A 17,973-nucleotide genomic window follows, 5' to 3' on the forward strand; every position below is an offset into this window, starting at 1 on the left:
GCCGCAGACCATGTCTGCGGCGGGCCGGTCTTTTTCCGGGATCCGGGATCGGTGCTTGCTATTGTTCGCGGACACGGTGTCTCATTAATCTGTTGGTGAGACGTCCGTCCGCGAACGAAGGAGGAAGCGTGATCGAGGTGACCACACGGCTGGTCCGGACCACCGACGGGCTGGAGCTCGCGGTCTATGAGCAGGGGCCGGCCGGCGCGGAGACCGTGGTGCTCGTCCATGGCTACCCCGACAACCACTCCGTCTGGGACGGGGTCGCCAAGGTGCTCGCCGAGCGCTTCCACGTCGTCGCCTATGACGTACGCGGCACGGGTGGGTCCGGGGTTCCCGACTCGACCGCCGGCTACCGGCTGGCGCAGCTCTCCGCGGACTTCAAGGCGGTCATCGACGCCGTCTCGCCCGACACGCCGGTGCACGTCGCGGCACACGACTGGGGCTCGATCCAGACCTGGGAGTCGGTGACCGACCCGGCGCTGAGCAGCCGGATCGCGACGTACGTCTCGATCTCGGGGCCCGACCTGGGGATGGCGACCGCCTGGCTGCGCGAGCGGGCCCACCTGGGGAGCTCGCTGCGGCAGCTGGCCCACTCCTGGTACGTCTTCGCCTTCCAGCTGCCGCTGCTGCCCGAGGCGATGGTGCGCTCGGGGCTGCTCGCCCGGTTCGTCGGCGGCGGGCCACGACCGACGAAGGACCAGGTCAACGGGGTGGAGCTCTACCGCGCCAACTTCCTCGGCAAGCTGCTCCGTCCGGAGCCGCGGTCGACGCAGGTGCCGGTCCTGGTGCTCGCCCCGCGCGGCGACGACTACGTGACGGTGCCGCTGCAGACCGAGGCGCCCCGGGCGTACGCAACGTCCCTGGTCACCCAGGTCATCGACGGCGGACACTGGGTGGTGGCCGCGGATCCGGAGCTGGTCGCAGGCGAGATCGCGGCCTTCATCGAGAAGGCGAGTGTGCGATGAGCGAGAGCACGAAGAGCAAGCGCGGGCACGAGCCGGCCAAGGTGGCTCTCCACCCGCGGAACGTGAAGTTCGACTGGAGCAAGCTGCCGCTGGTGTGGATCCCGGGGGAGGTCTTCGCCTCTCACTATGTCAACGTGCTGCATCTGCTGCTGCCCGAGGGCGAGCGGTGGTTCGTCAAGGTGTTCTCCGAGATCCTGCCGCTGATCGAGGACGACCAGCTGCGCGAGGACGTGATCGGCTTCATCGGCCAGGAGGGCGTGCACGCCGCCGCCCACCAGGAGGTGCAGGACTACTTCACCGACAACGGCCTCGACGTGCGTCCGTTCGCGGCCGAGATCGAGGCGCTGTTCCGCAAGATCCTGGGTGACCGCGACCTGACCGGCCGGGCCAAGGAGGAGTGGCTGATCGAGCGTGCCGCGATCATCGCGGGACTCGAGCACCTCACCGCCGTGCTCGGCAACTGGGTGCTCAACTCGCCCGCGCTCGACGCGGCCGGCGCCGACGAGACGATGCTCGACCTGCTGCGCTGGCACGGCGCCGAGGAGGTCGAGCACCGCAACGTCGCCTACGACGTCTTCCAGCATGTCGACGGGCGCTACAGCCGCCGGGTCCGCTCCTACCTGCTCGGCGGCACCGCGCTTCTCGTCCTGTGGTGGCGAGGCGCCGGCTACCTGATGGACCACGACCCGACCCCGCTCGATCCGGCACAGCCGCCGGCCAAGCGGCCGAAGGCACGGCTGTTCCAGCTGATCGACGCCGAGCGTCGCGGGCTGGTGCCGGGGGTCGTACGCATCGGATGGGCGACCTGGAAGTTCTTCCTGCCCAACTACGACCCGTCGGCGGAGGGTTCGACCGCCCAGGCGGTGAGCTATCTGGCCAAGTCGCCGGCGGCGCTGCGGGCTGACGCCCTCGCGGAGGGGCAGTGACCAAGCCCGCGCACTACGTGGTCCCGGACATCCCCGACTCGCGGCTCTACCGGGGCTTCGAGGCAGTCGTCGGAGGCTACTGGACCAAGGCGGCCTACCGCTCCTGGCGGCGCCGCAAGCCGCTCGGGCGGATCGACCGGGATCTGCACGTACGCGTCAGCCGGATCGACGTGGAGGGTCTCGACGTCAAGGCGATCTGGTTCGTTGCCGAGGGCGGGGGAGACCTGCCGCCCTGGGACCCGGGTGCGCACGTCGACGTGGTGCTGCCCAGCGGCCGGCTGCGGCAGTACTCGCTCAACTCCGACCCCGACGACCTCTCCGCCTACCGGATCAGCGTGCGTCGGATCGAGCCGACCGCGGGCGGAGGCGGTGGGTCCGTCGAGGCGCACTACCTCTCCGTCGGCGACCGGCTGGTCCTGAAGGGGCCGCGCAACGCCTTCCCGTTCGTCGACTCGCCCGCCGGCTACCTCTTCGTCGCCGGCGGCATCGGGATCACCCCGATCCTGCCGATGCTGCGCGACGTGGTGCGGCGGGGTGTGCCGTACGAGTTCGTCTACACCGGTCGCTCGCGCGAGACGATGCCGTTCCTGGCGGAGGTCCGGGAGATCGTCGGCCACCACGAGATCCAGGTGTGGCCCGACGACGAGATGGCCCCAGGTTCAGGGCGCCGTCCCGACGCGGCCAAGATCATCTCGCTGGCGCCCGAGGGGGCCGCGCTCTACTGCTGCGGTCCGATGCCGATGATCGACGCGATCCGCGCGCAGATCCCCGACCCGCTGATCGACACGCTGCACTACGAGCGGTTCTCGCCGCCGCCGGTGCTCGGCGGAAGCCCGTTCCGGGTGAGGCTCGAGGACTCCGACGTCGAGGTCGAGGTGGGCTCTTCGGAGTCGGCGCTGACGGCGGTCCGCCGGGTGCGGCCGGCCCAGGCGTACTCGTGCCAGCAGGGGTTCTGCGGCACCTGCCGGGTGCGGGTGCTGGAGGGGGAGGTGGAGCACCGTGACCACGCCCTCGCCGACTACGAGCGCGATGGCCACATGATCCTCTGCGTCTCGCGCGCGAAGGGGACCGTGGTGATCGACGGCTGAGGCCGGCGATAACGGTTTGCTCGGCGGGCGGCGGGCTGATGTCCTGTGCGACATGACTGCCCTCGCCGTTCCCACGATCGATCTCTACGACTCCTGGGCGGCGTGTGTCGCCGAGTTCGGCGGGGCTCATGTCGACGGCGCCTCCATCCCCGACGAGGAGGCCGCCGACGTGAGCCGGGAGGCGTGCGAGCGGCTGGTCGCGAAGACCGCTCGGGACCGGGATCTGTCGGTGCCGCCGCCGGCCGGCCGGGTGCACGCCTCCGCGTTCTGGATCACCGAGGGCTCCGAGGTGGTCGGGTTCATCCAGCTCCGGCACGCGCTCAACGAGTTCCTGGAGAACGTCGGCGGCCACATCGGCTACTCGGTGTGCTCCTCGGCCCGCCGCCGCGGTCACGCGGGGAGGGCGCTCGGGCTGGTCCTCGAGGAGGCCCGCGGGCTCGGCCTGGAGCGGGTGCTGATCACGTGCGACGACGACAACGAGGCCTCCGCACGCACCATCGAGTCCCAGGGCGGCGAGCTTCAGGACGTCATCGACGCGGCTGCGTACGGCTACGGGCCCACCCGCCGCTACTGGGTCAAGCTGTGAGCGCGGACGGGGTCGCCACCGAGGGCGAGGTGGAGTGGGCGCTGGACGGCGACTCCGCCGTGTCCGCCGAGCTGGTCGAGGGGGTGCTGACGATGTTGCGGACGACCGGACGTACGCCTGAGGTGGACGTCGACGTGCTGCGCGCGGCTGCCTTCCGGCTCGTCTCCGAGGACAGGCTCGACGAGGTCGGGCGGGGCTGGCTGGAGCTCCTCGACGCGGTCCGGGCGCACCCGGACGCCCGGTTGGCCGACCTGCCTCCGGCGCGCACCGACTGACCCGTCTCAGCTGGACAGCGAACGTCGGCGACTCGCCAGGCTCGTGAGGCCCTGGGCCGCGGCCCGGACGAGGGCCACATGGGCCTCGGGCCGGAAGCGACCCACCGGGCCGGTGACGCTGATCGCGGCCAGCGCCTTGTCGCCGCCCTCGGCGAGGACCGGAGCCGCGATGCACTGCAGCCCGGCGGCCGACTCCTCGCGCTCGAAGGCGACGCCGTTCTCGAGCACGGCAGCGAGCTGCCGCTCCAGCAGGCCGGGCGCGACGATGGTGTGAGGCGTACGTCGTTCGAGGGGGCTGCTGAGAATCTCCTGCTGCGCCTCGGCGTCGGCGTAGGCGAGCAGGACCTTGCCGATCGCGGTGCAGTGGACCGGCATCCGGCCGCCCGGCCGGGAGGGTGACTTCGCCTGACGGTGGCCGCCGATCTTGGCGACGTAGACGACGTCGTGGCCCTCGCGGACGCCCAGATGGACGGTCTCGTGGGTGCGCTCGTAGAGGTCCTGGAGGAACGGCATCGCCAGCTCCAGGAGCGAGCGCTCGACCGAGGCCCGCATGCCGAGCTCGAAGAGGCCACCGGAGAGGCGGTAGCCGAGGTTGGTGCGGTCCAGGAGGCGATTGGTGACCAGGTCGCCGGCGACGCGGTGGGCGGTCGCCTTCGGGAGTCCGGTGCGGCGGACGAGCTCGGCCAGGGAGAGCACCTGGTCGTCGACCGTGAAGGCCCGCAGGATGGTCACCGCCTTGCCGAGCACGGTGTCGAGATCGGCAGGCTGGTGCGGCATGGGATCACCGTACCGGTCAGCGGGACGCGCGCCGTCGTGCTGCGGCCATCTGCTGAGACCGTGGTCGCATGAACGAAGTGACCTCCTCGCCCGAGGTCGCCGGCGGCGCCGGCAGCTCCGCTGCCGTCGCGGCCGCCGCCGACCGGCTGCTGACCGCAGCCGCCACGGGCACTCCCGTGCCGCCGATGCGGGACCTGCTCGATGCGACCGATCTGGCGACCGCGTACGCGATCCAGGAGCGGCTCACCGCCGGCCGGCTCGCCGGCGGGGCGAAGATCGTGGGCCGCAAGATCGGGCTCACCTCCAAGGCGGTGCAGGAGCAGATCGGCGTGGACACCCCCGACTTCGGCGTGCTCTTCGACGACATGGCGTACGCGGACGGCGACGTGCTCCCGGCCGACGCGATCCTGCAGCCGCGGGCCGAGGCCGAGATCGCCTTCGTCCTCGCCTCGGACCTGGCAGAGGGTGACCTGAGCTACGACCAGGTCCGGGAGGCCATCGACTACGCCGTCGCCGCGATCGAGATCTGTGGGTCACGCATCGCCGACTGGAAGATCGCCTTCGGCGACACCGTCGCGGACAACGCCTCCGCGGGTGCCTACGTCCTCGGGACCGAGCGCCGGCGGCTGGACGAGTTCGAGCCCAAGGACGTCTCGATGTCGATGTCGATCGACGACGAGGAGGTCTCGACCGGCACCGGCGCCGCCTGCCTGGGTGACCCGGTCAACGCGGTCCAGTGGCTGGCTCGCTATGCCCGTGACTTCGGTGAGCCGCTGCGTGCCGGCCAGCTCATCCTCTCCGGTGCGCTCGGGCCGATGCGGCCGATCGCCCCGGGCAACACCGTTCGTTCCACCGTGTCGGGCCTCGGCTCGGTGGCTTTCACCGTAGGGAAGTGACGTCCATGCCAAACGAGAGCACAGCCAAGTCGAAAGTGGCGATCATCGGGTCGGGCAACATCGGCACCGATCTGATGATCAAGGTGATGCGGACCTCACAGCACCTGGAGATGGGCGCGATGGTCGGGATCGACCCGGCCTCCGACGGCCTCGCGCGCGCGGCGAAGTTCGGCTTCGCGACGACCGCCGAGGGCGTCGAGGGGCTGATCGGGCTGCCGGACTTCGACGACATCGAGATCGTCTTCGACGCCACCTCGGCCAAGGCCCACGTCGCCAACGCGGCCGCTCTCGAGCCCTACGGCAAGCGGCTGATCGACCTCACCCCCGCGGCGATCGGGCCGTACGTCATCCCGGCCGTCAACATCGACGAGCACATCGACGCCCCGAACGTGAACATGGTGACCTGCGGCGGGCAGGCGACGATCCCGATCGTGGCCGCGGTCGCGCGGGTCGTACCCGTGGCCTACGGAGAGATCGTCGCCTCGATCTCCTCGAAGTCGGCCGGCCCCGGCACCCGGGCCAACATCGACGAGTTCACCGAGACCACCTCGGGCGCGATCGTGCAGGTCGGCGGCGCCAAGCGCGGCAAGGCGATCATCATCCTCAACCCGGCCGAGCCGCCGCTGATCATGCGCGACACGGTGTATGCGCTGGTCGAGGGCGGGTCCCGCTCGCTGGAGGAGCTGACCGCGGAGATCACCGAGTCGGTCGAGAAGATGGTCGGTGACGTCGCTGCGTACGTTCCCGGCTACCGGCTCAAGCAGAAGGTCCAGGTGCAGGAGATCCCCGACGACCAGCCGGTGGAGACGCTCCTGGCGGAAGGCGAGACGACCCGGCCCACGCACCAGGTGTCGGTGTTCCTCGAGGTCGAGGGCGCCGCGCACTACCTCCCTGCGTACGCGGGGAACCTCGACATCATGACCTCGGCCGCGCTGCAGATGGCCGAGCGGATCGCTGCCAAGGAGGCCGCGCGATGAGCACGCCCATCTATGTTCAGGAAGTCTCGCTGCGCGACGGCATGCACGCCGTACGCCACCGGATCACCCCCGAGGACGTCAAGCGGATCGTCATCGCCGCCGACGAGGCCGGCGTCGACGCCATCGAGGTCGCCCACGGCGACGGCCTGACCGGCGGCTCGATCAACTACGGCCCCGGCTCCAACTCCGACTGGGAGTGGATCGAGGCGGCTGCCTCGGTCATCAAGAACGCCCGCCTGACCACCCTGCTGCTCCCCGGCGTCGGCACGATCGAGGACCTGCGTCGGGCCTACGATCTCGGCGTGCGGTCGGTGCGGGTCGCGACCCATTGCACCGAGGCCGACGTCTCGGCCCAGCACATCGCCGCGGCTCGCGAGATGGGGATGGACGTCTCCGGGTTCCTGATGCTCAACCACATGGCGCCGGTCGAGGTGGTGGCGCAGCAGGCCAAGCTGATGGAGTCCTACGGCGCCCACTGCGTCTACATCACCGACTCCGGCGGCCGACTGACGATGAACGACGTACGCGACCGCGCCCGCGCCTACCGCGACGTCCTCGACGACGAGACCGAGATCGGCATCCACGCCCACGAGAACCTCTCGCTCTCGGTGGCCAACTCGGTCGTCGCGGTCGAGAACGGCGTCTACCGCGTCGACGCGTCCCTTGCCGGCCACGGCGCCGGCGCCGGCAACTGCCCGATCGAGGCGTTCATCGCGGTCGCCAACCTGTCGGACTTCAAGCACAACTGCGACCTGTTCAAGCTCCAGGACGCCGCCGACGACATCGTCCGGCCCCTCCAGGACCGTCCTGTCCGAGTCGACCGCGAGACGTTGACGATGGGCTACGCCGGCGTCTACTCGTCCTTCCTCCGCCACGCCGAGAACGCCTCCGCCCGCTATGGCGTCGACACCCGCGACATCCTCATGGAGTGCGGCCGCCGGGGCCTGGTCGGCGGCCAGGAAGACATGATCGTCGACATCTGCCTCACGAAGCTCGAGGAGCGCGAGGCCGCGGGCGCCTAGCCGACTCAGCGGAACGACGTGGGAGTCCTGAGGTCACTAGGTGACTTCGGGACTCCCACGTCAGGCTTGGATGAACCGTCGCTCGCCATTTCCATGCACATGCACGGAAATGACGGGCCACCGTGTGACTGAAGCCGCAACTTCGGCACATATGTGTGGAAGTTGCGATCGGTGGCGCAGGTCTGAGCGGGACGTACGTGCCCTCGGGAGGAGTCGAACCTCCATCTCCGGCTTCGTAGGCCGGCGTCGTAGTCCGTTGGACCACGAGGGCGTGGCGGGGCCTGGAGTCGAACCAGGACCATCGGGCTTATGAGGCCCAAGGCGTCGCCGGACACCCGCGTCGAATCAAGGTCTAAAGCCCGGGCGGTGGGAGTCGAACCCACTTTCCGCCGGTTTTGGAGACCAGCCGCCTATCCGTTGGCTCACCCAGATGCAGGCGAGCTCTGTGCCGGATCGGCTGTTACAGGGCTCGCTCCTGGAGGTGGCGTCGCCAGCGACGGGCAGTCGGCATGTGTCCCACTGCTCCACCTCCTTGGATCCGCGCGGCTCGGTGCTGCGCTCGATGACCACCACGCTACGCAGCCGCTCGTGTGGGCGCCAACTGGTTTATCGCGATATCCCGATATGGCGCCGTGACTACGAAAAGGGAGTCAGGTCCTTCGACTACGTTTTCGTAGTCAAAGGACCTGAATACGTTATCGTAGTCGTAGGAGGTGCTCATGTCGTACACCGGAAAGGTCACCAGCCCGGAGTCGCTCGGGCGGATCCTGCAGCAGGCGCGCCTGCTCAACGGGTGGAGTCAGCGTGAGCTCGCGGCGAGGATCGGAACGACGCAGCGCTACATCTGGGAGATCGAGGCGGGCAAGCCGTCGATCTTCGTCGAGCGGCTGTTCGCGCTCATGCGGGAGACCGGGACCGAGCTGACGGCCACCATCGAGCCCAGGAGCGACGATGAGTGACCTCGTCGTCGAGCTCTACGGCCAGCCGATCGGTCGGCTGGCCGGGTCGAGCACGACGTACGACTTCATCGCCTCTGCCGAGGCGGTGGAGACGTACGGCCTGGACAGCACGGTCCTCTCGCTGGCAGTTCCGCTGGCCCCGGTCGCGCCGCGCGGGCGGAAGCCGCGACGGCAGAACTTCTTTGCCGAGATGCTTCCCGAAGGTCGGATGCGGTCGAGGCTCGCGGCGATGGCCGACGTCAGTGAGCGCGATGTGATCGGACTGCTGCGGGCCTATGGGCGAGACGTCGCGGGGGCGCTGCAGATCTGGGACCCGGAGGTTCCTGGCGAACCGCGGATCCCGAAGCTCGAACCGGTCGGTGAGCAAGGTGTCGCGGATCTTCTCGGCGAGGTGAGCTCCTTCCCGCTCGCCAACAAGCCGGTCGGTGGCAAGACGTCGCTCGCCGGGGTTCAGGACAAGATCGTCCTGGTGCGCGACGAGCACGGCTGGCACCGAGCGCTGGACGGGTATCCGTCCACGCACATCCTCAAGCCGGTCACCACTGACTTCCCGTCGATGATCTACGACGAGGAGTATGGCGCTCGGTTCGCGCAGGCCTTGGGGCTGACGACGTACGACACGTTCATCGAGGAGTTCGCGGGCGTGCCGGCGCTGGTGATCGAGCGGTATGACCGGGGCGATGCGGTCGATGGTGTCCCGAGTCGAGTGCACCAGGAGGACTTCAACCAGGTCCTGGGTGCTCGAGGAGATCAGAAGTATCAGAAGTACGGAGGCAAGGTCTCGCTGAAGCGGATCGCCGGTGAGTTCCGTGCGCTCGGTGACTCCGCCTCGCTGCGGAAGCTGGCCCGGATGACCGTGCTGGCGGCGGCCATCGGAAACCTGGACATGCACGCGAAGAACATCTCGATTCTCCATCATCCGGACGGCTCGGTCGAGATCGCTCCCGCCTACGACGTAGTCCCACAGCGGCATCTGCCGAACGACGGCGAACTGGCGCTCGCAGTCGACGGGGTCTATCAGCATGCGGCAATGACCCGCGGCAACCTCGTCGCCGAGGTCGCCTCCTGGCGACTCCGCGATGCGGAGGTGCTCGTCGATGGTGTTCTGGCGGACATCGCCGAGATCGTCGAGGTCGAAGTTCCCGCGCACGGGGCGCATCCGGGCCTGGTCGAGGACATCCGTAGCTTCACCGCCAACCTGAGGGATGGGCGTTCCGCGGGAGCGGAGCTGAGCGGATCTCGAGGACGGTTGTGACGGTCCCGCGGTGAGCCCTTTGCGGCTATGGAAGAGTCGTACCCGTGCGAACTGAATCTTCTCTCGACCTGCCGCTGGTCGGTCTGGCCGCCCTGTTCCTCGGTTCGGGGACCCTGCATCTGGTGAGGCCGCAGGTCTTCGAGCCGATCGTGCCGCCGCAGCTGCCGGAGCCGCGCAAGGTGGTGGAGGTCTCCGGGGTCGCGGAGATCGTCTGTGGGCTCGGGTTGCTGCACCCGCGGACCCGCAGGATCGCGGGGCTCGCGAGTGCTGCGCTGCTGGTCGGGGTCTTCCCGGCAAACGTGCAGATGAGCGTCGACGCGGGGAAGCGGGCGAACCGGAAGCGGACCGCGAAGTCGGCCGGATTCTTCGCGGGCACCGTCGCACGGTTGCCGTTGCAGTTGCCGATGATCAAGGTGGCGCTGCGCGCCGGAAAGAGGACCGACGCATGACGTACGCCCCGGCAGAGGATCGCTACGACGCGATGCAGTATCGGCGGACCGGGCACAGCGGCCTGGATCTGCCCGCGGTCAGCCTCGGGCTGTGGCACAACTTCGGTGACGACCTGGCGTTCGAGCGGCAGCGGGCGATCCTGCGTACGGCCTTCGACGCGGGCATCACGCACTTCGACCTGGCCAACAACTACGGCCCTCCCTACGGCTCGGCGGAGGAGAACTTCGGCCGCCACCTGCGCCAGGACTTCGCCGGGCTGCGTGACGAGCTGGTGATCTCGACCAAGGCCGGCTGGGACATGTGGCCGGGGCCGTATGGGAAGATCGGCGGCTCGCGGAAGTACCTGATCTCCAGCCTGGACCAGTCGCTGAAGCGGATGGGGCTCGACTACGTCGACATCTACTACCACCACCGTCCCGACCCCAGCACGCCGCTGGAGGAGACGATGGGTGCTCTCGACCAGATCGTGCGGTCCGGGAAGGCGCTCTACGTCGGGTTGAGCTCCTACTCCTCGGCGCTGACCAGGGAGGCGGCGGCGATCCTGCGCGACCTCGGCACCCCGCTGCTGATCCACCAGCCCTCCTACTCGATCCTCAACCGCTGGCTCGAGACCGACGGGCTGCTGGACACGCTCGACGAGGTCGGGGCCGGTGCGATCTCGTTCTCGCCACTGGCCCAGGGTCTGCTGACGAACAAGTACCTCGGCGGCAGCGTCCCCGAGGACTCACGTGCCGCCAAGGCGCGGTTCCTGACCCCGGAGGCGCTCACGCCCGCGACGCTCGCCGGCATCGAGTCGCTCAACAGCCTCGCCGCCGACCGTGGCCAGACCCTCGCCCAGATGGCGCTCGCCTGGGCGCTGCGTGATCCGCGGATGACCTCGGTCGTCATCGGCGCCTCCCGTCCGGAGCAGGTCACCGACTGCCTCGGTGCTGTCGGCGGCCCCGAGTTCAGCGCGGACGAGCTCGCCAGGATCGACGAGTACGCCACGGCCACCGGCATCGACCTGTGGAAGCGCGACCGGGTCGAGGGTGACTACCGGGAGATCTTCAACTGAGGCCTCCGCAGCGGCGCGATCACCGCTAGCCTGCGCTCATGCGGGTCGATGAGTATCTGACGTACGACGCCACCGGGCTGGCGAAGCTGGTCGCTGACCACGAGGTGACCGCGGCCGAGGTCCTGGTCGCGGCGCGGGAGCGGGCGGCGGCGGTGAACCCGCGGATCAACGCGGTCGTCGCGGACATCCCCGAGGCCGATGCCCAGGTCTCCGGCGACGGCCCGAGCGGGCCGTTCGCCGGGGTGCCGTTCCTGGTCAAGGACCTGGCGCAGGAGTACCGGGGACACCCGACGACCTACGGCTCGCGGTCGCTCGTCGGCGACGTCGCCGAGGAGCACTCCTACTTCACCCAGAGCGCCCTGGACGCCGGCCTGGTGATCTTCGGCAAGACGAACACCCCGGAGTTCGGGTCGAAGGGGATCACCGAGCCGGAGCTGTTCGGTGCCGCGCGCAACCCGTGGAACACCGACCACACGCCCGGCGGCTCCTCGGGTGGCTCCGGGGCCGCGGTGGCCGCCGGGATCGTCCCGGCCGCCGGAGCCAACGACGGCGGCGGGTCGATCCGGATCCCGGCGGCCTGCAACGGCCTGGTCGGGCTGAAGACCACCCGCGGGCTGCTGCCGCTGGGACCGCAGAGCCTGGACGCCTCCAACGGCTTCGTCGTCCAGGGCGTGGTGACTCGCACGGTGCGCGACGCGGCCGGGCTCTACGACGCCCTCATCGGTGACCGGCCGATGGCGATGATCCACGCGCCGCACCCCGGTGCGGACTTCGCGGACGACATCGCGACCGCGCCACGCAAGCTCCGGATCGGGTTCACCTCGACGTCCTCCATCACCGCGCCCGACCCGGAGGCGATCGCGGCCGTCGAGGATGCGGCCAAGGCCCTCGAAGCGCTCGGCCACGAGGTCGAGGAGGTCGAGGCGCCCTATGACGCCGCCGAGCTCGGCCGCGACTTCCTCACCATCTGGTTCGCCTCGGCGGCTGCCGAGGTCGCGGAGGCCAAGCTCCGTGTCGGGGCCAAGGACGCCGACTTCGAGGCCGACACCCTGGCGGTGGCCGAGCTCGGCCGGGCCGGGGGAGTGGTCGCCGTCGAGCTCGCTCACATCAACCGCCGCAACCACGTACGCCGCCTGAGCGCGTTCCACGAGACGTACGACCTGCTGCTGACGCCGACGCTGGCGAAGCCGCCGCTGAAGGTCGGGCAGCTGACCACGCCCAAGGCGCTCCAGACCGCGGCGCGGGTGCTGCACAAGGTGCACGGCGGGCGGATCATGCGCGCGACCGGGATGATCGACCAGCTGGTCGACGAGAACCTCGGCTGGGTGCCCTACACCCAGCTCGCCAACATCACCGGGCGCCCGGCGATCTCGGTGCCGACCTACCGGACCGCCGCCGGACTGCCGCTGGGCATCCAGCTCTCCGGGCAGCTCGGTGACGACGGCCTGCTGCTGCAGGTCGCTGCTCAGCTGGAGCAGGCGAAGCCGTGGGCGGAGCTCTGGCCCCAGCTCTGAGGGTCCGTGCGTGAAAGAAAATTACCTTTCCCGCACGAAGCGGGTTCCGGAGCGGCAGTATCGGGGTATGACACCGTCTCCGGACATGCTCATGACCTCTCGGCGCACGCTTCTCGGCGGCACCCTGAGCGGAGTCGCGATGACTCTCCTCGGTGGTGCCGCGGTGGCCTCGACCCCGGAGGACCCGACCAAGGCGACCAGGACGCTCGCCTCGCTGGCCGGCCGGCCACCGACGATCACGCCGGACGAGCTGACCTTCACCCCGCGCACCGTCCTGCGGCCCGGCCATGCGCGCCAGGTCGGCCTCGACCCGGCGCCGATCGCGAGGATCCGCACCGAGCTGGCCCGGTTCCTCGAGCCGACGACGGAGAACCCCGCCCACCCCCTGTACGCAGGGGCCACCGCGGTCGCGGTCAAGGACGGCGTCATCGTCGCCCACGAGAGCGTGGGCAAGGCGCTCCGGTACGGCTTGGACGGCACCGCTGTCATCGAGCTCCCGGCCGAGCAGCAGGTCGCGGCCGGGCTGGACACGATGTGGGACATCGCCTCGATGTCGAAGCTCTTCACCACGACCGCGGTGCTCCGGCTGATGGAGCAGGGCAGCCTCGACCTCGAGGCGCCGGTGGTCACCTACCTGCCCGAGTTCGCGCCGCGCGGCAAGGACGCGATCCTCGTACGTCACCTGCTCACCCACGTCTCCGGCCTGCTCGCCGGCCCGTCGCCGTCGCTGTGGGCGGGCTACGACACCTACGAGGAGCGGGTCGCGGCGATCATGGACACGACCCCGACCCACGCGCCCGAGCAGGTCTACCGCTACTCCGACATCAACCTGATCACCCTCGGGCTGCTGGTCGAGCGGCTCTCGGGGAAGACGCTCGACGTCTACGTCCGCGACCACATCACCGAGCCGCTCGGGATGCGCGACACCATGTACAACCCGCCCGCCGACCGCCTCGACCGTGTCGCTGCCACCGAGTACCAGCCGTGGGCCGGCCGCCCGATGATCCGTGGCGAGGTGCACGACGAGAACGCCTGGGCGCTCGGCGGCGTCGCCGGTCATGCGGGCGTCTTCTCGACCGCTGCCGACATGGCCAGGTTCGGCCAGATGTACCTCAACGGCGGCGTCTACAACGGCACCAGGATCCTGGACGAGGACACCGTCAGGCTGAGCCTGCGCGACTACACCGGCGCTCAGTTCCCCGGCAGCTCCCGTGGCCTCGGCTGGGAGCTCGCCACGACCTGGTACCACGGTCCGATCTGGTCCCCGGTCTCCTTCGGTCACACCGGCTACACCGGCACCAGCATCGTGATGGACCCGATCGGCCACCAGCTCGTCGTGCTGATGACCAACCGCGTCCACCCCAGCCGCGACTGGGGCAGCAACAACCCCTCCCGGCGCGCCGTCTCGGATGCGCTCGGCACAGCCTCGGCCGTCAGGCCGGCGACGGGACGTACGTCGTGGTTCTCGGGGCGTACGAACGCGAAGAAGGCCACGCTCGACGTGCCGCTCGCGGCCACCGACGGCGCGAGGCTCCGCTTCGACTATCGCTTCGACACCGAGCCGCGCTTCGACTTCGGCCGGCTGCAGTACTCCACCGACGGCACCACCTTCAGCCCGCTGCCCTGGACGCTCGAGGGTGGCGACTGGAGCTGGGAGACCAGCGAGGCGGTCAACGGCTACGGCGGCCGCCGGTGGCTGTGCGGCCGCGCCGAGCTCCCGGACGGCACGACCGCGGTGCGGTGGACCTATGAGACCGACTCGTCCTCCCAGGGGCGCGGGATCTACGTCGACGGGATCGTGGTCAGCCAGGGGCGGCGTACGTTGTTCGACTCCTCGCGACCGGCCGACGAGGCACGTGTCGTCGCCGACGGCTGGGCCCTCAGCGATCGGTGACACATCACCGATAGCCTCGGCGGCATGAGTCAGCCGCAGCAGCCGAACCCGTTCCTGGTCAACCAGCTCCGCGACGAGACAGACGCCAAGGCGCTCATCATGAAGGCGGCCGAGTCGAGCTCGGCGGGTGCGCCGAGGGGGATCCTGGACGCGATCCGCGACAAGCTCGTGGACCTGGGCCCCGAGCTGGTCGCGGTCTCCCACGACCTCGCCGAGCACCCGGAGACCGGCTTCGAGGAGCACCGGAGCTCGGCAGGGCTGGCCGAGTTCGTCGAGGCTCACGGCATCGAGGTGGCCCGCGGAGCCTACGGCCTCCCGACCGCCCTCTACGCCTCGGCCGGCGGCACCAAGGATGGTCCGACGATCGCCGTGCTCTCCGAGTACGACGCGCTCCCCGGCATCGGCCACGGTTGCGGCCACAACCTGATCGCCACCGTCGGCGTCGGCGCGTTCCTGGCCATCGCGAGCGTGATCGACCGCCTCGGTGGCCGCGTGATCTGGCTCGGCACCCCGGCCGAGGAGGGCGGTGGCGGCAAGGAGCTGATGGCGCAGAAGGGCGCCTTCGACGGCGTCGACGCGGCGATCATGGTCCACCCGTTCACCTACGACAGCTCCGAGCCCGTCTTCCTCGGCCGCAGGCAGTTGAAGGTGACGTACGTCGGGGTGCCGGCGCACGCCTCCATCCAGCCGTTCATGGGGCGCAACGCCCTGGACGCGGCCAACCTGCTCTACACCGGCGTCGCGCTCAACCGGCAGCAGATGCCGCCGACCGACCGGGTGCACGCGATCATCACCGACGGCGGCCTGCGCCCCAACGTGATCCCGGAGCATGCTTCGATCCAGTTCTACGTACGCTCCGCCTACCCCGAGACGCTCAAGATCCTCTCCCAGCGGCTGGAGGAGATGGCGATGGGCGCGGCGCTGATGACGGGCTGCGGTGTCGAGTTCAGCTGGGACGAGTCGCCGGTCTACCTGCCGATCCGCAACAACAGCGGGCTGGCGCAGGCGTGGAACCGCCGCTACCAGGAGCGCAACCACACCGTCCTCGCGCCCGGCGTCGTCCCGGACATGCTCGCCGGGTCCACCGACTTCGGCAATGTCTCCTTCCGGGTCCCCGGCCTGCACGCGATGGTCAAGATCGCCGAGCCCGACGTGTCGCTGCACAGCCGCGAGTTCGCCGCTGCCGCGGTCACGCCGTACGCCGACGAGGTGCTCGTCGATGCCGCCTACGGTCTCGCCGGGGTGGCTGCCGACTATCTCTCCGACGCGAAGCTGCGGGAGACGGTCCGCGACGAGTTCGAGGAGGCCGGCGGGGCGGTCGACGTTACCGAATTTTTCGGGTGATCAACGGTTGATGACGATTCGGCAGCGGTAACCCGATTACCTCTTCCCAAGAAGAACCCGAAGGGGCATCGTTCCCTTCGTCGATCACTGAGATGGGGAGCCCAGCAATGCCTCGTAACATCCGAAAGCTTCGACCCGTCGTGGCCGTTGCCGCCGTCGCTCTCGCGGCCGCCGCAGTCGCCACCCCGGTCGGGACCGCGTCTGCCAAGCCGGGGAAGCACCTCGTCGATGTCCAGCTGCTCTCGTTCAACGACTTCCACGGCAACCTCGAGGCGCCGTCGGGTTCGAGCGGGCGCCTGGTCACCGGCCACCACATCGACCCGGCCACCGGTGCGCCGGTCGACGAGACCGTCAACGTCGGTGGCGTGGAATACCTCGCCTCCCACCTGGCCGAGGCCCGCAAGGGTCACAAGCGCTCGCTGACCGTCGCCGCGGGCGACCTGATCGGCGCCTCGCCGCTGCTCTCGGCAGCCTTCCACGACGAGCCGTCCATCGAGGCGCTCAACAAGCTCGGCCTGGACGTGACCTCGGTCGGCAACCATGAGTTCGACGAGGGCTACCAGGAGCTGCAGCGCATCGCCAAGGGTGGCTGCATCGACGACGGCGACGGCGAGGACAACCAGAACTCCTGCGCCGCCCACGAGTACGGGGGCGCCGACTTCGACATCCTCGCGTCCAACGTGGTCGAGGACGCGAGCGGCAAGACGATCCTGCCGTCGTACGCCATCAAGGAGGTCGACGGCGTCAAGATCGGCTTCATCGGCATGACCCTGGAGGGCACTCCCGACATCGTCACCGCCGAGGGGGTCAAGGGCCTCACCTTCAAGGACGAGGTCGAGACGGCCAACGCGCTCGTGCCCAAGCTGAAGAGGAAGGGCGTCAAGGCGATCGTCACCCTGATCCACGAGGGTGCGAACCTGCCGAGGGAGAAGTGGACCGACCCGGCCACCGGCAAGGTCTACGACGTCAACGCCAGGTACGACTACACCTGCGAGGGCGGCGGCGAGCTGGTCGCGGGCTCGCCGATCGTGCCGATCGCCGAGAACCTCGACCCCGAGATCGACATGCTGGTCACCGGCCACACCCACAACCCCTACGTCTGCGACGTACCCGACCCCAAGGGCAAGTCCCGTCTGGTCACCTCGGCCTCCTCCTTCGGTCGGCTCTACACCGAGACCAACCTGAAGTACGACCTCAAGAAGCGCGACATCGTGCGCTCCTCGGTCAAGGGGTCCAACCTGCTCGTCACCCGTGACGTGGCCAAGGCCCCGGAGCAGACCACGCTGATCAACACCTACAAGGAGCTGGTCACCCCGATCGCCTCCCGGGTGCTCGGTTCGATCTCCGGCGATGTCACCCGCGCCACCAACGCCTCCGGCGAGAGCGCCCTCGGTGACCTCATCGCAGACGCCCAGCTCGCCGACCAGTCGACGGTGGTCAACGGGCAGGCACCGGTGATCGCGTTCATGAACCCGGGCGGGATCCGCGCCGACCTGACCGCGGCCAACTCGCCCTACGGCGAGGCAGTCGGTGACGTCACCTACGACGAGGCGTTCACGGTCCAGCCGTTCAACAACTTCATGGTCTCGCTGACCATGACCGGCCAGGACATCTACGACCTGCTCACCCAGCAGGTCACCGGCGCCAACGCCGCGTCCCACAAGATCCTGCAGGTCTCGGAGGGCTTCTCCTACCAGATCAGCCCCTCGGGTCCCGTCGACGGTTCGGTCACGCTCAACGGCCAGCCGATCGACAAGGCCGCGTCCTACCGGGTCGTGACCAACAACTTCCTGCAGGGCGGCGGCGACGCCTTCGCGGCCTTCACCCAGGGCACCGACCCCTACTACGGCGGCCTCGACATCGACGCCTTCGCCGCCTACCTGGAGGCGAACTCGCCCTACACCCCGGGCCCGCTCGACCGCATCACCGGCACCCACTGAACGAAGACACGTTGCTAGGCAGCGGGCCCGACCAGCTCAGAGCTGGTC

The 17,973-nt window shown here is 69.5% G+C and carries 17 protein-coding genes and 3 tRNA genes; 16 read left to right on the plus strand and 4 right to left on the minus strand.

The features are described 5' to 3' along the window. Nucleotides 1-128: 128 nt before the first annotated feature. From ACFU7D_RS20895 to ACFU7D_RS20915, 5 genes are read left to right on the plus strand one after another with little or no spacing between them, the layout of a single operon-like run. Nucleotides 129-968, plus strand: coding sequence for an alpha/beta fold hydrolase (locus ACFU7D_RS20895; protein WP_378870694.1), 840 nt, complete (start codon nucleotides 129-131; stop codon nucleotides 966-968). Next, nucleotides 965-1,894, plus strand: coding sequence for a metal-dependent hydrolase (locus ACFU7D_RS20900; RefSeq protein ID WP_378732073.1), 930 nt, complete (start codon nucleotides 965-967; stop codon nucleotides 1,892-1,894). The genes ACFU7D_RS20895 and ACFU7D_RS20900 overlap by 4 nt, the downstream gene beginning before the upstream one ends. Next, nucleotides 1,891-2,982 (plus strand): PDR/VanB family oxidoreductase, encoded by a 1,092-nt coding sequence (locus ACFU7D_RS20905; protein WP_378870696.1) that lies wholly within the window; start codon nucleotides 1,891-1,893, stop codon nucleotides 2,980-2,982. The genes ACFU7D_RS20900 and ACFU7D_RS20905 overlap by 4 nt, the downstream gene beginning before the upstream one ends. Nucleotides 2,983-3,034: 52 nt before the next feature. Next, nucleotides 3,035-3,568, plus strand: a complete 534-nt coding sequence (locus ACFU7D_RS20910) for a GNAT family N-acetyltransferase (RefSeq protein ID WP_378870698.1) — start codon at nucleotides 3,035-3,037, stop codon at nucleotides 3,566-3,568. After that, entirely contained in the window at nucleotides 3,565-3,843 is a 279-nt protein-coding gene (locus tag ACFU7D_RS20915; protein WP_378870700.1) for a hypothetical protein, read from the plus strand. The genes ACFU7D_RS20910 and ACFU7D_RS20915 overlap by 4 nt, the downstream gene beginning before the upstream one ends. Before the next feature lie 6 nt (nucleotides 3,844-3,849). Here ACFU7D_RS20915 and ACFU7D_RS20920 read toward each other — a convergent pair whose 3' ends face one another. Beyond that, on the minus strand, nucleotides 3,850-4,620 hold the full coding sequence (locus ACFU7D_RS20920) for an IclR family transcriptional regulator (protein ID WP_378870703.1): 771 nt from the start codon (nucleotides 4,618-4,620) through the stop codon (nucleotides 3,850-3,852). 68 nt (nucleotides 4,621-4,688) lie between these two features. On the opposite strand from ACFU7D_RS20920, the gene ACFU7D_RS20925 reads away from it, so the two are divergent. The 3 genes from ACFU7D_RS20925 to dmpG are packed head-to-tail and all read left to right on the plus strand — an operon-like array spanning nucleotide 4,689 to nucleotide 7,515. Continuing rightward, complete coding sequence (locus tag ACFU7D_RS20925) at nucleotides 4,689-5,516, plus strand: 2-keto-4-pentenoate hydratase (protein ID WP_378870706.1); 828 nt, start codon at nucleotides 4,689-4,691, stop codon at nucleotides 5,514-5,516. A gap of 5 nt (nucleotides 5,517-5,521) precedes the next feature. Further along, complete coding sequence (locus tag ACFU7D_RS20930; protein ID WP_378870727.1) at nucleotides 5,522-6,493, plus strand: acetaldehyde dehydrogenase (acetylating); 972 nt, start codon at nucleotides 5,522-5,524, stop codon at nucleotides 6,491-6,493. Further along, a complete protein-coding gene (gene dmpG, locus ACFU7D_RS20935; RefSeq protein WP_378870709.1) occupies nucleotides 6,490-7,515 on the plus strand; it encodes a 4-hydroxy-2-oxovalerate aldolase in 1,026 nt (341 codons plus the stop codon). Before ACFU7D_RS20930 ends, dmpG begins: the two co-directional genes overlap by 4 nt. A gap of 198 nt (nucleotides 7,516-7,713) precedes the next feature. Here the strand turns inward: dmpG and ACFU7D_RS20940 are convergent. From ACFU7D_RS20940 to ACFU7D_RS20950, 3 genes are all read right to left on the minus strand, one after another. Continuing rightward, a tRNA-Arg gene (locus ACFU7D_RS20940) sits at nucleotides 7,714-7,786 on the minus strand. A gap of 1 nt (nucleotide 7,787) precedes the next feature. Further along, nucleotides 7,788-7,852 (minus strand) — tRNA-Met (locus tag ACFU7D_RS20945). A gap of 21 nt (nucleotides 7,853-7,873) precedes the next feature. Further along, a tRNA-Trp gene (locus tag ACFU7D_RS20950) sits at nucleotides 7,874-7,945 on the minus strand. Nucleotides 7,946-8,234: 289 nt separating this feature from the next. On the opposite strand from ACFU7D_RS20950, the gene ACFU7D_RS20955 reads away from it, so the two are divergent. The 8 genes from ACFU7D_RS20955 to ACFU7D_RS20990 all read left to right on the plus strand — a co-directional run bounded on the left by ACFU7D_RS20955 (nucleotide 8,235) and on the right by ACFU7D_RS20990 (nucleotide 17,925). Further along, nucleotides 8,235-8,474: a helix-turn-helix domain-containing protein gene (locus ACFU7D_RS20955; protein ID WP_378732053.1), complete on the plus strand. Its 240-nt coding sequence runs from the start codon at nucleotides 8,235-8,237 to the stop codon at nucleotides 8,472-8,474. After that, a complete protein-coding gene (locus ACFU7D_RS20960; protein WP_378870711.1) occupies nucleotides 8,467-9,729 on the plus strand; it encodes a type II toxin-antitoxin system HipA family toxin in 1,263 nt (420 codons plus the stop codon). The genes ACFU7D_RS20955 and ACFU7D_RS20960 overlap by 8 nt, the downstream gene beginning before the upstream one ends. A 44-nt stretch (nucleotides 9,730-9,773) precedes the next feature. After that, nucleotides 9,774-10,178, plus strand: coding sequence for a DoxX family protein (locus ACFU7D_RS20965; RefSeq protein ID WP_378870714.1), 405 nt, complete (start codon nucleotides 9,774-9,776; stop codon nucleotides 10,176-10,178). Next, nucleotides 10,175-11,233 carry an L-glyceraldehyde 3-phosphate reductase gene (mgrA, locus tag ACFU7D_RS20970; protein WP_378870716.1) on the plus strand — a complete coding sequence of 353 codons (1,059 nt, stop codon included), beginning with the start codon at nucleotides 10,175-10,177 and terminating at the stop codon, nucleotides 11,231-11,233. The genes ACFU7D_RS20965 and mgrA overlap by 4 nt, the downstream gene beginning before the upstream one ends. A 38-nt stretch (nucleotides 11,234-11,271) precedes the next feature. Then, the gene (locus ACFU7D_RS20975; protein ID WP_378870719.1) at nucleotides 11,272-12,747 is read left to right on the plus strand and encodes an amidase; all 1,476 of its coding nucleotides are present in this window, start codon (nucleotides 11,272-11,274) and stop codon (nucleotides 12,745-12,747) included. Between the two features lie 67 nt (nucleotides 12,748-12,814). Continuing rightward, nucleotides 12,815-14,641: a serine hydrolase gene (locus ACFU7D_RS20980; RefSeq protein WP_378870722.1), complete on the plus strand. Its 1,827-nt coding sequence runs from the start codon at nucleotides 12,815-12,817 to the stop codon at nucleotides 14,639-14,641. A gap of 24 nt (nucleotides 14,642-14,665) precedes the next feature. Continuing rightward, a complete protein-coding gene (locus ACFU7D_RS20985; protein WP_378732039.1) occupies nucleotides 14,666-15,985 on the plus strand; it encodes a M20 family metallopeptidase in 1,320 nt (439 codons plus the stop codon). Nucleotides 15,986-16,092: 107 nt separating this feature from the next. Continuing rightward, entirely contained in the window at nucleotides 16,093-17,925 is a 1,833-nt protein-coding gene (locus ACFU7D_RS20990) for a bifunctional metallophosphatase/5'-nucleotidase (protein WP_378870724.1), read from the plus strand. The last annotated feature ends 48 nt before the right edge of the window (nucleotides 17,926-17,973 follow it).

Source organism: Nocardioides sp. NPDC057577, from assembly GCF_042801335.1.
Lineage (GTDB): Bacteria > Actinomycetota > Actinomycetes > Propionibacteriales > Nocardioidaceae > Nocardioides.